The following is a 13,487-nucleotide window of genomic DNA, read 5'->3' on the forward strand; positions in this document are numbered from 1 at the left end:
ACAACGTGCGTGCCGAATGGGCGATGATCTGCACCGCCCACAACCTCGTGAAGCTCGCTAACCTCGCAAGGGCCGCATGAGCGGGATTTCGTGTCAAAATGCGCCAACCAGAAAGCTATCTGGACGGGCTCCTAGCCCTGGGCTAGGGGCTTGCAGCGACAGGCGGGCTGCTCGGCCAACGATCTGCACGATGTCGAGCGGAGCAGGCGCTTCCAGTCCACCGGGCGTCGCCAAGAATATCGGCTCGGATTTGCTGGCCCCTTCGCGCTGCCGCATCACATCGGCCTGATTTTTCGTTTCGAGCCAGCGTCCAAGGCGGCGGATCGATGGCGCTTGCCGGCCCGCAGTCCGGCAATCCGCCGCCACCTCCCGCTGAAAGCGGGTGTCAACGGCGGTTTGCGACGCATGGCATAGAGCTTCTCGAAATGAGACCCATCGACAATGATAAGCACCGCCGAATCCAACGGCTGCATGCCCGCATTCGGGCCACGCCGACGCGGCAGCAGCGTGCTGGTCCGATCATCCTGCAGAAACCGCTTCAACCAGCGAAGCAGGGTCGCGCGGCTGATCCGAAGCTCGCCGAAGGCGCTCCGGACCTCCGCCTCGCCTGGCCGGTCAGGAAGCCTGGCGAGGATCTCAGCGCGCCGTCGCGCCTCCCGCCAGCGCTGTTCGTTCTCCATCCGGTCAAAAAACCCAGCGCTCCGACAAAGTCCTACCTCAGGACATCAAGGCCGTGCTTTTCGACCACCGTCAGAAGCTTCAGCGCCATGCCGCTCGGCCGCTTGGCACCGCTCTCCCATTTCTGCACCGTCGATTCCGAGGTGTTCAAATGGCGTGCGAACACCGGCTGGCTGACTTGATTGCGCTCGCGCAACGCCTTGATTTTCTTGGCGTCGAATATCGTCGGCCGGACCAGGCAGGCCTCATCAAAGGAACGCAGGGTCTGCTTATCGACCGTCCCGGCCCGCACCATGCCTTCCACCGCGCTGTGGATCGCTTCGAAGGCGTCGCTCTTGAATTTCCACTTAGTGGCCATCGCCAATCTCCATCAAAGCTCCAGCATTTAGTTCCGCGTCCAAATCCGCCGGGGATTTGCGCCGATACAGCGTCGCCAACTCGCGAAACGCACGCAATTCATCATCATCGATGTTCGCCCGGTCCTGCTTGGCGAACAGATAGACGTAGACCCAGAACCCACCGCTTTTGGCGAGCAGGATCGACCGAAAGCGATTCTCACCGAGGCGCTTCTTGAAAACGCCTCCACCCAGATCGTCCGCCTTGCCCTGGGCAGCCTCCCTGGCCGCACGCACAAGCGCTGCATCCGCAAGCCGCGCCTTGCGCGCCGCCTTGGCGAACCAGGCTGTCTTGAATATTCGATCGGGCATGACAAAAGATAGCACCTGGTGCTAGATATTTCAATGCGGGTATGCTGGTCGTGGAGACGATTGCGCGGATACGGCGCTTGCCCTTCATTCAGAGCAAGACGATCAGCGCCCCTTCCCTCTTGGAGGCAGCCGCCGAGCCCCATCGCCCAGGCGCGACGATGATTATGATAACGTTTTCGACGCCGTAACCCCGAACACGACGATCAGGCGCGGGCGCGCCTTGGCGCTGCTACGGAAAAGACCACCATCCGCCGGGGTTGAACTTCGATGATTGCCTTTTGTATGCTCTGGCGACACTGACGGCAACCCGTTGCTGTTCAAGGGCAACGACTTTTCGCAAACTGACATCTACGCGGCATGACCAAGGTCGTAAGCTCCACCAGCGACGAGGCCTCCCCCGACACCACGGCGGTTGGCCAAGAACTGGCCGAAGCCCCCTCCCCCGCCCTGCCGGCGCATCTTGAGCGCCTCGCCAACCGCGCCCGCGATTATGTCGCGGCCGCAAGCTCGGCCAACACGCGCCGGGCCTATGCGGCTGACTGGAAGCATTTTGCCGCCTGGTGCCGACGCCAGGGCCTCGAGGTGCTGCCACCGTCGGCGCAGACGGTCGGGCTCTACATCACCGCCTGCGCTTCGGGCGCGGCGACCGCCGATCGCCTGGAATTATGCGCAGCGCGGGACGCCGCTCGACCGCGCGGATCGGCACATCGCGACCGTGCTCGCCGGCATCCGCAACACCCACGCCGCCCCACCCCGGCAGAAGGAAGCCGTGCTGCCGGAGGACGTCATCGCCATGCTCGAGACCCTCGACCGCGGCACGCTGCGGGGCTTGCGCGACCGCGCCATGCTGCTGCTCGGCTTTGCCGGCGGCCTGCGGCGCTCGGAGATCGTCGGCCTCGACGTCCAGCGCGACCAGACGGAGGACGGCCAAGGCTGGGTCGAGATCCTCGACAAGGGCCTGATCGTCACGCTGCGCGGCAAAACCGGCTGGCGCGAGATCGAGATCGGCCGCGGCTCGTCGGATGCGACCTGCCCGATCGTTGCCCTGCAGATCTGGCTGAAACTGGCCCGGATCGGCCACGGCCCGCTGTTTCGGCGGGTGCGCGGCCAAGGCAAGGACGTCGGACCCGATCGCCTGAACGACCAGCAGGTCGCCCGGCTGGTCAAACGCGCGGCCCTTGCCGCCGGGGTGCGCGCCGACCTGCCCGAAGGCGAGCGGGAGACGAAGTTCGCCGGGCATTCGCTGCGCGCCGGCCTCGCCTCCTCGGCCGAGGTCGACGAGCGCTATGTCCAGAAGCAGCTCGGCCATGCCAGCGCGGAAATGACCCGCCGCTACCAGCGGCGGCGCGACCGCTTCCGCGTCAACCTCACGAAGGCTGCGGGCCTGTGACGCAGCAAGGTAGCCCAGCTTCGGATCGGCGGTCGCTTAGCCGGCTGTGCGGGCTTCAGTTATCTGGTCATTCCAATCTATCGCGTCGGGCCACAGCCTGAGAAAGCTTGCCCCAGTAGCTATGGCGATGTCTCGAAGGCGTGCGGCATATGCGTCGCCCTGATCGTTCGCATCGCATGCGGCGACAAGTTGGGTTCCGGGCCGAGAGGCCAAAGCCGTGATATTACGCTGGGTCGCTGGTGCCCATCCGCCACCTGTGCTGGCGTAAATTGTGTCCGACCGGCCGCCCTCGATACCGGCGAGGCTCATGGCGTCGATCGCAGCTTCCGTAACACAGACACGTCGCGCGCTCTCATTGCCCAGACAGAAGAGCGCCTTTGCGCCGCCCGTGGCAAAGCCGCGCCAGTTCGGCCCCCGCTCTTCCCAACCCACGATCTGGCCGGAAGGACCGAGGTGCGCGGCCCATATCGACCCCTTCGGCCCTTCGCGAAGCTTTCCCGCGTCAGTCGCCCTCGCCACGACGATATCTGGAACGGCTCGGACCTCTGTTAGATACGTCCATGCAGCGGAGCCCGGCACCGGTCGCGGACGCCCTGACCAACGTTTCGCAATTGCCGATGAAGGATGCTGCCTAGATTTCCGCTGCCAGGCGGCAACAGAAGGCTCAAAGCCCACAAGATCAGTCACCACCTTCAAAGCAGAGCTGAAATCGTAAGCGCCAAGGCGCTGGGCGAGGGTAAACACATCGCCCTTAGCTTCGGACGTCGGATCAAACCAGCCTCGACCTTGATGGATTACGATGATGACCTCGCCGTCCCCTCGCCGATACTTGACAGCTTTGGGGGTACTCTCGCGCAGGTCGACCTTCCATCCATTACTCTCAAGCACCGAAGAGCACGGCACCTTTGCCTTGATCTGATCTATGTCGCGTTCGGCCATTCGACGAGCTTCCTTTAGCTCCGGAAGGCTGTCGTTGGGGCCGGGGAGGGCGTTACAGCTGTAACCCCTGCCCACCAACCAATTGAGCTTGATCCGGTTTTAGGTGGCATGCGCCCGTCAGCCCAGCAGAATTCAAGGCGGTTTGCCGAAGGTCTGCCGAAAGTTACAGCTGTAACCTTTGGAAGCTTAATCACGGCTTATGCTCCCGTGCGCGCTTGAGGGCACCGTCCGCGAGACCGAACAGGCTCTTCTCTAGGTGCAAGCTGCCCTCTACGCCCCGGTCCACCATCGCCCGGAAATACCCGCCGGGACTCGATATCCGGTCCGGACTTCTCATCGACTTCTCAAGAACCGTCGCGAGAATAGCAGCCGCGGCATAGCGACCGACTCGGGTAGTCCCGTCTGACCAAGCGGCATCCGAAAGGCCTATCATAATCCTCATCATATCGGCCCCCGCGACCAGCTCGGGCCAATTTTTGAAGGCCCGCCCGGTGATCTCGCAGGCTTGAGGGCAAGCCGATCTGATCAAGCTGACGGATACCGCAGCCAGAATTTGAGACTGAATTTCCTCTGAGCCACGCGGCGGGTGCCCTCCAACGTTATGGAGCAACAATGGCGAACTTGGGCCAGACTTTCTTTCGGATGGCGGAACGACCGCTATGCGGTCGTTTTTTTCATGAAGAACTTCTCGCTCGTTAGAGCGAGGCGGGTTATTTTTACTTTCAAATGAGTTTTGAGAGGTTGTATTAATATTAGGAGCGACATCAGTGTCACCCTCGCATGACATCTTATCTGTCGCGTATTCTGCGGTGACTTCCCTGACGATTCGACGATGCAGATCGTCCAACGCCGCCGCCTCTCCCTCGCTCGTAAGATTCTGCTCCCGAACCCCACCTAGCGCCGCCGTCCACTCCTCGGCCCGCTCAGGATAGGCGTCGCATGCGTCAACAATCGCCCGAGAGAGGCGAGTCGTCGCTCGGCGAGCCTCCTGCTCGCTGTTCAATCGCGCCTGGAAGTCGTCGACGAGGCCTTTTAGCTCCTTGATACGAACACGCGCCGGCGTGAAATCGAGGCCATAGCCTTTGTCGATGCCGCCTCCCTTATCTCGATATACGAAACGGCGACCTGTCGGACTATCCCGGTAAGCGACGATGCCCGCTTCGACCAAACGCTTGATGCAGCGGGAAACCTGCCGCTCCGATCGCGCCGTGTATTCGGCAAGCTTACCGTTCGATATCGCAACGATCGGGCGGTTCGCCCCCTTCCAGTCGTCCGATCGCGAGAGACCGATTAGAATATCCATGATGTGATATGTCGAACCGTCAATTCCCAATATGGGCGCGGCCTTCTTGAGAACTATCGCGACTTCCGCCTTCGACACCTCGGGTACGTCGTTCGCCATAGCGAGCCGCGCGCTCGCCAGGATCGCCGGAGTGACGCGTCGAAAAGATGCAATTTCTGTAGCTCGAACCATAGCCAGCCATTCCACGACTTGATTAGCCGCGGCTCCATCGCTTGAGTGGATGAAAAGCCAGCAAATTGGCGCACAACCTTATGCCCCGAGAGGAACCAGGGCTTGATTGCGCTAGCGCGCCATCATAGAATCAGTTTGTTACTGCTGATACTGACGGAACCACACCGTTCTGTTGGCTCGGATTACAGGGCTTGCCGATTGCAGTCGGCGAGCCCTTTTCCTTTTCTGAGTGTCACCTCATTGCTTCGCCTCTCGTTCTGAGCGTTTGAACTCCTCGATAAGGTCGGGCAGCCGGTCGATTAGCCAGGCTGAGAGGCCGGGAGCGGGAGCGTGTGGAATGGAAATCTGAGTGGCCTTCGGCGTTCGCTTCGTTGTGATCGAGAGCCCTTGGCCCAGATCAACTTGTGCGATCTCTGCTTCATTCGCAGGAGCGGGACGATCGAGAATTCGAAGCACGCTAGCAAATCTCTCGTTCGTGCTCAGCGCCTGCCATTTTTCGGAGGCCACCAGCCCGTTCACTGCAGAATTTGCGTCCGCTGGCAACTTCTGGTCCTTGAAGAAGGAGCCGAGCTTCTCCCATTTCGGGCGACCGACAAACGGGGCCGGTCCGATCTTGCGGATCAGCGCGTCGGGCAGCGCGCTCGCCGTGGAGGTCAAAATCGAAATGTAGGCTAGGCCTTTCTCCTCACTACGGCCCAGCGCCTTCGCGATCGTCTCTCGCGAGAATCCCCGTTTTTTCAGTTCGGCGGCAAAAAGAGCTTGCTCGATAAAGGTCAAGTTTTCGCGCTCGGTGTTCTCGACGCCCTGTGCGACCACCAATTCCTCGTCAGTGAGCGGCATGACGATCGCTCGAACAGGAATCCCGATGATCTGGCAGGCTCGCAGGCGCCGATGGCCGTAGGCGACTTGATAGGCGCCGGTCTGATCCGCTACCGGGCGAACCAAGATAGGGAGCTTCTGTCCCTCTCTCCGAATGCCTTCAACAAACTGCGGAAATTGCGGGTTGTCTTCAATATCCAGTCGGTCTCGGACGAATGATGGGACCACAGATGCTGGATCAAGCTCGACAGTCATATCGGCGGACTGGAGCTGCGCGCGCAGGCGCTCGTTCTCCGCCTCGACCGCTGAAAACGATTGCTGCATCGATTTCACGGCGCCCGACATACCCGATGAATTCGGGCGCGGTTTTTCGAGGGCAGGGGCAGGCAAGTGCTTTTCGAGTTCCGAACGGTCGACGTTGCCGAACAAACTCTTCATCCGATTGGAGCGATCCTTGGCGTTCGTCATGGCCGCCCCCATACGTGTGTAAGGTGGTTCAGAATCTCCTGATTCACGGCGTCAACCGATTCCAGCGCCCGGCTGAGTGTGTCACGACCAACCGCCGCTCTCGCCATTTCGTAAAGACTCTTCTTTTCCAGGCCGGCGTTTGCGATGGCCGTCGTCTCAACCACAACAGGCGCTAACACGTCCTCGCCGAAGAGAGACCGCAGCAGTGCAACGATATTCACCTGCGGCACGTCGTGAGGATTGTGGCGGGTCAGGATGTATCGGATGAAGTCGTGTTGGAGCGTTCCACCGTTCTCCTGGATGACGTGCAGGATATCGCTTGTCATCTTGAGAAACTGATTCATGCTCGACACATCGAGCATCGCCGGATGGACTGTGACAAGAAGGGCTGTCGCTGCATAGAGCGCGCCGAGCGTCAGATATCCAAGCTGAGGCGGAGCGTCGATCAGAACGACGTCGTAATCGTCCTCGACGCTGCCGATCACGGACCGAAGGCGGCGAAAGAACATCGCTTCACCGCGGCCGTCACCCCGCGCAATTGCTTGAGGCGTCTCGTGCTCGTACTCCATGAGCTCGAGATTGCCCGGCACGAGGTCGACACCATCGAAATAGGTCTTGCGTATGACGCTAGGCAGCGGAACTCGGAGGTCCTCATCATACCGAATCGCGCCGTAAATGGTCTGATTCTCGTCGACGTCGAGCTCCGGCTGAAACCCGAACATCGTTGAGAGTGAGGCCTGAGGATCAAGATCGATGGCAAGGACCCGTAGCCCCTGAAGCGCAAGGAAATGAGCCAAATGGACCGTCGTCGTGGTCTTTGCTGAGCCACCCTTGAAATTGGCGATTGCTACGATCTGGAGCTTTTCACCCGGCCGACGACGCGGAAGAAAATCCAGCGCGTCTTTGGGACGCTTTCTTGCGAGGTGCTCGCGAATTTCATTGATTTGACCGAGGCTGTAGGCGCGACGGCGATTGTCCTTGCCGTGGAACTCCGGAACGACGCTTTCGCCGTCCAGCGACATCTGCCTGAGTGTGGATTCTGCGATCCCCATCATCGCAGCAGCTTCACGCGAGGTGAACGTCTTGAGCGACTTTTTCGCTTCCGGGGGATACATTTGTGACCGCAGCGCCTGCAATTGCGCCGCGAGCAAATGCGAGTGCCGCGTGATCTTGGCGATCGAGGCCTCACTATCAGAATTAAGGGCAACCGCTGCGGTCATGTCGCTCTCGACGGAAATTTCCTGATAATCGCTGAAAAAGCGTCGCCGGACGATTGCGCGATTCCCGCACCGGGTCAAACTTTATTTGGTTAACAGATACTTACCGAGCATCACGCACGAGCGCTCAGCGCCGGGCGATTCCCTTCCATTCATCCAATCTTATCTTGGGCTTAGCTTGCGTGTCCAAAACCGCGCGGTCACGCTTCGTTCCCCCGTAAATTCTACAGTTCGAGCGAGGCTCTTTGCCGCCCGGATTTCGAGAACCGAGAGACCAGAATCGACGCTCACAACGCGACTCACCCGACTCAGAGCTCGCCGCCCCCCCCCCCGTTAATTCAACAGAGGGTGCGAGCCGCCGTATCATGCTGACTTGCCTCCGTTCACCTGAACGCGACGGAGGATTCGGCGAATGCAGGCAATTGCGATTGATCTAAATGGACCAGGCGGATTGGGGTCCCTCCTCGATGAGACGCATCCGTTGCGCGCACGGGTGTTCGCCGGCCGGTTCGGCTGGCAGGTGAGGATCGAGTACGGACGCGAGCGCGACGAATACGACGCGATCGACTCGACCTACATCTTGGCCCTGACGGACAGCGGCGTTGAGCTCATCGGCGAGACGCTGAGTGTCGCCGGCATCCTGCCGGCCGACCAGGCGAGCTTCGACCGGATCCGTCCGCCAGGCTATCGATCCGACCTGCGCCGCCTTCAGCGCATGGCCGCGTGAGCTACGGGCGATCGCCATGACCGAACTTCGTTCGCATCCGCGGCTTGTCCGCAAACTCCAGGACGCCCTTGGCGACCACGTCTGCTCGGCGCTCGATGATCCGGCCGTGGTCGAGGTGATGCTCAACCCGGACGGCCGGCTGTTCATCGAACGGCTCGGTCACGGAATGGCGGCGGCCGGAAACATGCCTGCCGCGACCGCCGAGATCATTATCGGCAGCGTCGCGCATGCGCTGCAATCGGAGGCCGACGACGAGCGTCCGATCATTTCAGGGGAACTGCCGATCGGCGGCCATCGCTTCGAAGGTTTGCTGCCGCCCATCGTCGGCGGCCCCACATTCACGATCCGGAAGCGGGCCTCGCGTCTCTTCGATCTCGAGGATTACGTGACGCAGGGCGTGATGACCGCCGACCAGCTCGCGGTCATCCGCAACGCCATCGCCTCGCGCCTGAACATCGTCGTGTCGGGCGGCACGGGCTCGGGTAAGACCACACTCGCCAATGCTGTCATCGCGGCGATCGTCGCGCACGCACCTGACCACCGCCTCGTCATTCTCGAAGACACGGCCGAGATCCAATGCGCGGCCGAGAACGCCGTCTCACTTCACACGAGCGACACGGTCGATATGGCGCGCCTGCTCAAGAGCACCATGCGGCTGCGCCCCGATCGCATCATCGTCGGCGAGGTCCGCGACGGCGCGGCCCTCACGCTGCTCAAGGCGTGGAACACCGGCCATCCGGGGGGCATCACCACCATCCACGCCAACAGCGCACTTTCCGCGTTGCGCCGTCTCGAGCAACTCACGGCCGAGGTCAGTCAACAGCCCATGCGCGAGGTCATCGGGGAAGCGGTCGACCTGGTTGTCTCGATCGAGCGGACGGATCGCGGCCGACAGATACGCGACGTGCTCCATGTCGAGAGCTTCTCGGCCGGCCAATACCAAACCCAATCCTATGCCCCGAAGGAGGAGCGCCATGTCGCGTAACCGCATGATCTTTGCAGGCGCCGGCGGCCTGCTGCTCGCACTCGTGATGTTAGACCCTGCCTTCGCATCGACCAGCGGCGGCGGGAATCTGCCTTGGGAGAGCCCGCTTCAGCAGATCCAGCAATCGATCACCGGCCCGGTAGCCGGGTTCATCGCGCTTGCGGCCGTGGCGGTTGCCGGCGGCATGCTGATTTTCGGGGGCGAGCTCAACGATTTCGCGCGACGCCTCATGTACATCGTGCTCGTCGCCGGCATCCTCCTCGGCGCCACGCAGATCGTCGCCTTGTTTGGTTCGAGCGGCGCCTCGATCGGCGATGTCGCGGGCACGCCGCCGATCGCGGATAGGGCAGGGGACCTCGGCCATGGCTGAGGTCGGCGCCAATCTCAGACGCAACCGCATTCATCGCGCCCTGTCGCGACCGAACCTGCTGTTCGGCGCCGACCGCGAGCTCGTGCTGCTGACCGGCCTTGCCGCCGTCATCCTGATCTTCGTCGTGCTCACCTGGTACGCGGCAATCCTTGGCGCTGTGATCTGGATCGTTGTCGTGGCGGCGCTGCGGATGATGGCGAAAGCGGACCCGATGATGCGGCGCGTCTATGCCCGCCACATCTCCTACCGACCTTACTACCGGGCGACCTCGACGCCCTGGCGCCGCTACTAAAGGTCCGCTTCAATGGTCGCGCTGCGCTCCTTCCGTCATTCCGGCCCGTCTTTCGCCGATCTCGTGCCTTACGCCGGACTGGTCGCAAACGGAATCGTCCTGCTGAAGGACGGCTCGCTGATGGCGGGCTGGTATTTTGCCGGGCCGGACTCGGAGAGCTCGACGGATGCCGAGCGCAACGAGGTCTCGCGGCAAATCAACACGATCCTGGCGCGCCTTGGCTCCGGCTGGATGATCCAGGTCGAGGCGGTGCGGGTGCCGACCACCGATTATCCGGCGCGGCAGGATTGCTACTTTCCCGATTCCGTCACGCGTGCGATCGACGACGAACGCCGAAGCCGCTTCGAGCAGGAGAGTGGGCATTTCGAGAGCCGGCACGCAATCATCCTGACCTGGCGGCCGCCCGAGCGGCGTCGCGCGGGCCTCGCCCGTTATATCTACTCCGATATCGAAAGCCGCTCGGCCTCTTATGCCGACACCGCGATCGAGAGCTTCCGCACCTCGGTCCGCGAGGTCGAGCAATATCTCGCCAGCGTCTTGTCCATCCGGCGCATGGAAACCCGCGAGGTCCAGGAGCGCGAGGGCGCGCGCATGGCGCGCTATGATGAACTGTTCCAGTTCATCCGCTTCTGCATCACCGGCGAGAACCATCCGATCCGCTTGCCGGATATTCCGATGTATCTCGATTGGCTGGCGACGGCGGAGCTACAGCATGGGCTGTCGCCGATGGTCGAGAACCGCTTCCTCGGCGTGGTGGCGATCGACGGCTTTCCGGCCGAGAGCTGGCCGGGAATCCTCAATTCGCTCGACCTGATGCCGCTGACCTACCGCTGGTCCTCACGCTTCATGTTTCTCGATGACCAGGACGCGCGGCAAAAGCTCGAGCGCACCCGCAAGAAGTGGCAGCAGAAAGTCCGCCCCTTCATCGACCAGCTGTTCCAGACACAAAGCCGCTCGATCGACCAGGACGCGGCTGCCATGGTGATGGAGACTGAGGATGCGATCGCGGAAGCCTCCTCGCAGCTCGTCGCCTATGGCTATTACACGCCCGTCATCATCCTGTTCGACGACAGCAGCACGCGCCTGCAGGAGAAGGCCGAGGCGGTCCGGCGCCTGATTCAGGCCGAGGGGTTCGGCGCGCGAATCGAAACGCTGAATGCGACCGAAGCCTTCCTCGGCTCGCTACCGGGCAATTGGTACGCCAACATCCGCGAGCCGCTGATCAACACGCGCAACCTCGCGGACCTCATCCCGCTCAACTCGGTGTGGTCCGGCAATCCGACCGCGCCGTGCCCGTTCTATCCGCACGCGTCGCCGCCGCTCATGCAAGTCGCGTCCGGCTCCACACCCTTCCGGTTGAACCTGCATTTCGACGACGTCGGACACACATTGGTGTTCGGCCCAACGGGTTCTGGTAAGTCGACGCTGCTGGCGCTGATCGCGGCGCAGTTTCGCCGCTACGCCGGCGCGCAAATCTTCGCCTTCGACAAGGGCCGCTCGATGCTACCGCTGACGCTGGCCGCCGGCGGCGATCATTACGAGATCGGCGGCGACGACGCGGACGGCGCGGCAACGCTGGCCTTTTGTCCATTGTCAGACTTGTCAGCGGATACCGACCGCGCCTGGGCCTCGGAATGGATCGAAACTCTCGTCACCGTCCAGGGGGTCACGATCACACCCGATCATCGCAACGCCATTTCGCGGCAGGTCGGCCTGATGGCCGAGGCGCGCGGGCGCTCGCTGTCGGACTTCGTGTCAGGTGTGCAGATGCGCGAGATCAAGGACGCGCTGCATCACTATACAGTCGACGGTCCAATGGGCCAGTTGCTCGATGCCGAGAAGGACGGCTTGCTGCTCGGATCATTCCAGACCTTCGAGATCGAGCAGCTGATGAATATGGGCGAGCGCAACCTCGTCCCGGTCCTCACCTATCTGTTCCGGCGGATCGAGAAGCGCCTGACCGGCGCGCCGAGCCTGATCATCCTCGACGAGGCCTGGCTCATGCTCGGCCATCCGGTCTTCCGCGACAAGATTCGCGAGTGGCTGAAGGTGCTGCGTAAGACCAATTGCGCCGTGCTGCTCGCAACGCAGTCGATCTCGGATGCCGAGCGCTCTGGCATCATCGATGTGCTAAAGGAGAGCTGCCCGACCAAGATCTGCTTGCCGAACGGCGCTGCGCGCGAGCCCGGCACGCGCGAGTTCTACGAGCGCATCGGCTTCAACGAGCGGCAGATCGAGATCGTCGCAACCGCAGTCCCCAAGCGCGAATACTACGTCGCCTCACCTGAAGGCCGCCGTCTCTTCAACATGGCGCTCGGCCCCGTCGCGCTCTCCTTCGTCGGCGCCGCCGGCAAGGACGACCTGAAGCGCATTCTGGCGCTTAAGAAGGCCGGGGCTGACTGGCCCATTTACTGGCTCAAGGAACGGGGGATCGGCCATGCCGAGACGCTTCTCGCCGATATGTAAGGCGCTCATCGTTGCTACCGGTATCGGATCGCTCGCGGCGGCTCCGGCGATCGCGGGCGCCGCGGCCGGCGGCGCGACCGAGTTCACGCAGATTCTCAATAACGGACAGTTGGTCCAGCTTGCCGGCCAATCCGCGCAACAGATCAACAACCAGATCCAGCAGATTTCGCAGCTCGCCCAGCAGATCCAGAATCAGCTCAAGATCTACCAAAACATGCTGCAGAACACGGCGCAATTGCCGGCTCATGTCTGGGGGCAGGCCGAGAATGACCTCAAGCAGCTGCAGAACATCGTGGGTCAGGGCCAGGGCATGGCCTTTTCGATGGGCAACATCGATGACGTGCTCAAACAGCGCTTCCAGAGCTACGCACAGTTCAAGACCAATCTACCTGATGGCGCAAGCTTCGCCTCCACCTATCAGACCTGGTCGGCGACGAACCGCGACACGATTTCGGGCACGTTGCAGGCGGCGGGTCTCACCTCGCAGCAATTTGCGACCGAGAACTCGACGATGGCGCAGCTCCAGACGGCCTCCGAGAGCGCCGACGGGCAGATGAAGGCCCTGCAGGTCGGCCATGAGATCGCAGCCCAAGAAGTCGCCCAGATGCAGAAGCTGCGGGGTCTCGTCGCCCAGCAGACCACGATGATGGCGACCTGGTTCCAGTCGTCGGAGGCGGGCAAGGACCTCTCGCAGGCGCGTCGCGAGCAGTTCTTCAACGCGACCGCACCAGCCACCTCCGGCGGCCAGACCATGGAGCCGCGTTGGTGAGACCGTTCACAATCATCATTGTCATCGTGATCGGCGCCGGCGCCGCAGGCGCGTGGCTGTTCTTTGCACCCCACGGCGCCGGCTCGTCCCAGGGCGGCTCGCAGCGCGCAGGCGACTTTCTCAAACCGCCACAGAACTACAAGACATCCGGCGGTCAGCCGATGAAACCACGCTGGTAGAGGAAGG

14 protein-coding genes and 2 pseudogenes are annotated in these 13,487 nt (G+C 62.1%); 9 read left to right on the forward strand and 7 right to left on the reverse strand.

Annotated features, from left to right (window positions below; translation table 11 throughout):
- Positions 1-275 precede the first annotated feature (275 nt).
- The 3 genes from NLN62_RS52140 to NLN62_RS52150 are packed head-to-tail and all read right to left on the reverse strand — an operon-like array spanning position 276 to position 1,385.
- Complete coding sequence (locus NLN62_RS52140; protein WP_254114393.1) at positions 276-680, reverse strand: hypothetical protein; 405 nt, start codon at positions 678-680, stop codon at positions 276-278.
- A 32-nt stretch (positions 681-712) separates the two neighbouring features.
- Positions 713-1,036, reverse strand: coding sequence for a DNA-binding transcriptional regulator (locus tag NLN62_RS52145; protein WP_254114394.1), 324 nt, complete (start codon positions 1,034-1,036; stop codon positions 713-715).
- Positions 1,026-1,385 carry a type II toxin-antitoxin system RelE/ParE family toxin gene (locus tag NLN62_RS52150; protein ID WP_254114395.1) on the reverse strand — a complete coding sequence of 120 codons (360 nt, stop codon included), beginning with the start codon at positions 1,383-1,385 and terminating at the stop codon, positions 1,026-1,028. Before NLN62_RS52150 ends, NLN62_RS52145 begins: the two co-directional genes overlap by 11 nt.
- A 192-nt stretch (positions 1,386-1,577) precedes the next feature.
- Between NLN62_RS52150 and NLN62_RS52155 the strand changes: the two are divergent.
- A pseudogene (locus tag NLN62_RS52155) lies at positions 1,578-1,746 on the forward strand (PIN domain nuclease); the annotation flags it as partial.
- A pseudogene (locus NLN62_RS52160) lies at positions 1,743-2,775 on the forward strand (site-specific integrase). The pseudogenes NLN62_RS52155 and NLN62_RS52160, both read left to right, overlap by 4 nt.
- A gap of 36 nt (positions 2,776-2,811) precedes the next feature.
- On the opposite strand, the gene NLN62_RS52165 reads toward NLN62_RS52160, so the two are convergent.
- From NLN62_RS52165 to repA, 4 genes are all read right to left on the reverse strand, one after another.
- The gene (locus NLN62_RS52165; protein WP_254114396.1) at positions 2,812-3,714 is read right to left on the reverse strand and encodes a DUF3991 and toprim domain-containing protein; all 903 of its coding nucleotides are present in this window, start codon (positions 3,712-3,714) and stop codon (positions 2,812-2,814) included.
- A gap of 190 nt (positions 3,715-3,904) precedes the next feature.
- The gene (gene repC / locus NLN62_RS52170; RefSeq protein WP_254114397.1) at positions 3,905-5,188 is read right to left on the reverse strand and encodes a plasmid replication protein RepC; all 1,284 of its coding nucleotides are present in this window, start codon (positions 5,186-5,188) and stop codon (positions 3,905-3,907) included.
- Between the two features lie 237 nt (positions 5,189-5,425).
- On the reverse strand, positions 5,426-6,487 hold the full coding sequence (repB, locus tag NLN62_RS52175) for a plasmid partitioning protein RepB (RefSeq protein ID WP_254114398.1): 1,062 nt from the start codon (positions 6,485-6,487) through the stop codon (positions 5,426-5,428).
- A complete protein-coding gene (gene repA, locus NLN62_RS52180) occupies positions 6,472-7,695 on the reverse strand; it encodes a plasmid partitioning protein RepA (protein ID WP_254114399.1) in 1,224 nt (407 codons plus the stop codon). Before repA ends, repB begins: the two co-directional genes overlap by 16 nt.
- 448 nt (positions 7,696-8,143) lie before the next feature.
- Here repA and NLN62_RS52185 point away from each other — a divergent pair, with 448 nt between their 5' ends.
- Genes NLN62_RS52185 through trbK form a run of 7 tightly spaced genes read left to right on the forward strand, consistent with a single transcriptional unit; the run spans position 8,144 to position 13,480 of the window.
- The gene (locus NLN62_RS52185; protein WP_371933198.1) at positions 8,144-8,419 is read left to right on the forward strand and encodes an acyl-homoserine-lactone synthase; all 276 of its coding nucleotides are present in this window, start codon (positions 8,144-8,146) and stop codon (positions 8,417-8,419) included.
- Positions 8,420-8,435: 16 nt separating this feature from the next.
- Positions 8,436-9,404 (forward strand): P-type conjugative transfer ATPase TrbB, encoded by a 969-nt coding sequence (gene trbB, locus NLN62_RS52190; protein ID WP_254114401.1) that lies wholly within the window; start codon positions 8,436-8,438, stop codon positions 9,402-9,404.
- A complete protein-coding gene (locus NLN62_RS52195) occupies positions 9,394-9,774 on the forward strand; it encodes a TrbC/VirB2 family protein (protein ID WP_254114402.1) in 381 nt (126 codons plus the stop codon). The genes trbB and NLN62_RS52195 overlap by 11 nt, the downstream gene beginning before the upstream one ends.
- Entirely contained in the window at positions 9,767-10,066 is a 300-nt protein-coding gene (locus tag NLN62_RS52200; protein WP_254114403.1) for a conjugal transfer protein TrbD, read from the forward strand. The genes NLN62_RS52195 and NLN62_RS52200 overlap by 8 nt, the downstream gene beginning before the upstream one ends.
- Positions 10,067-10,078: 12 nt before the next feature.
- A complete protein-coding gene (locus NLN62_RS52205) occupies positions 10,079-12,532 on the forward strand; it encodes a conjugal transfer protein TrbE (RefSeq protein ID WP_254114404.1) in 2,454 nt (817 codons plus the stop codon).
- Positions 12,504-13,301, forward strand: a complete 798-nt coding sequence (trbJ, locus tag NLN62_RS52210) for a P-type conjugative transfer protein TrbJ (protein ID WP_254114405.1) — start codon at positions 12,504-12,506, stop codon at positions 13,299-13,301. Before NLN62_RS52205 ends, trbJ begins: the two co-directional genes overlap by 29 nt.
- The gene (gene trbK, locus NLN62_RS52215; RefSeq protein ID WP_254114406.1) at positions 13,298-13,480 is read left to right on the forward strand and encodes an entry exclusion protein TrbK; all 183 of its coding nucleotides are present in this window, start codon (positions 13,298-13,300) and stop codon (positions 13,478-13,480) included. Before trbJ ends, trbK begins: the two co-directional genes overlap by 4 nt.
- Positions 13,481-13,487: the final 7 nt, after the last annotated feature.

It is taken from the genome of Bradyrhizobium sp. CCGUVB23, assembly GCF_024199885.1.
Lineage (GTDB): Bacteria > Pseudomonadota > Alphaproteobacteria > Rhizobiales > Xanthobacteraceae > Bradyrhizobium.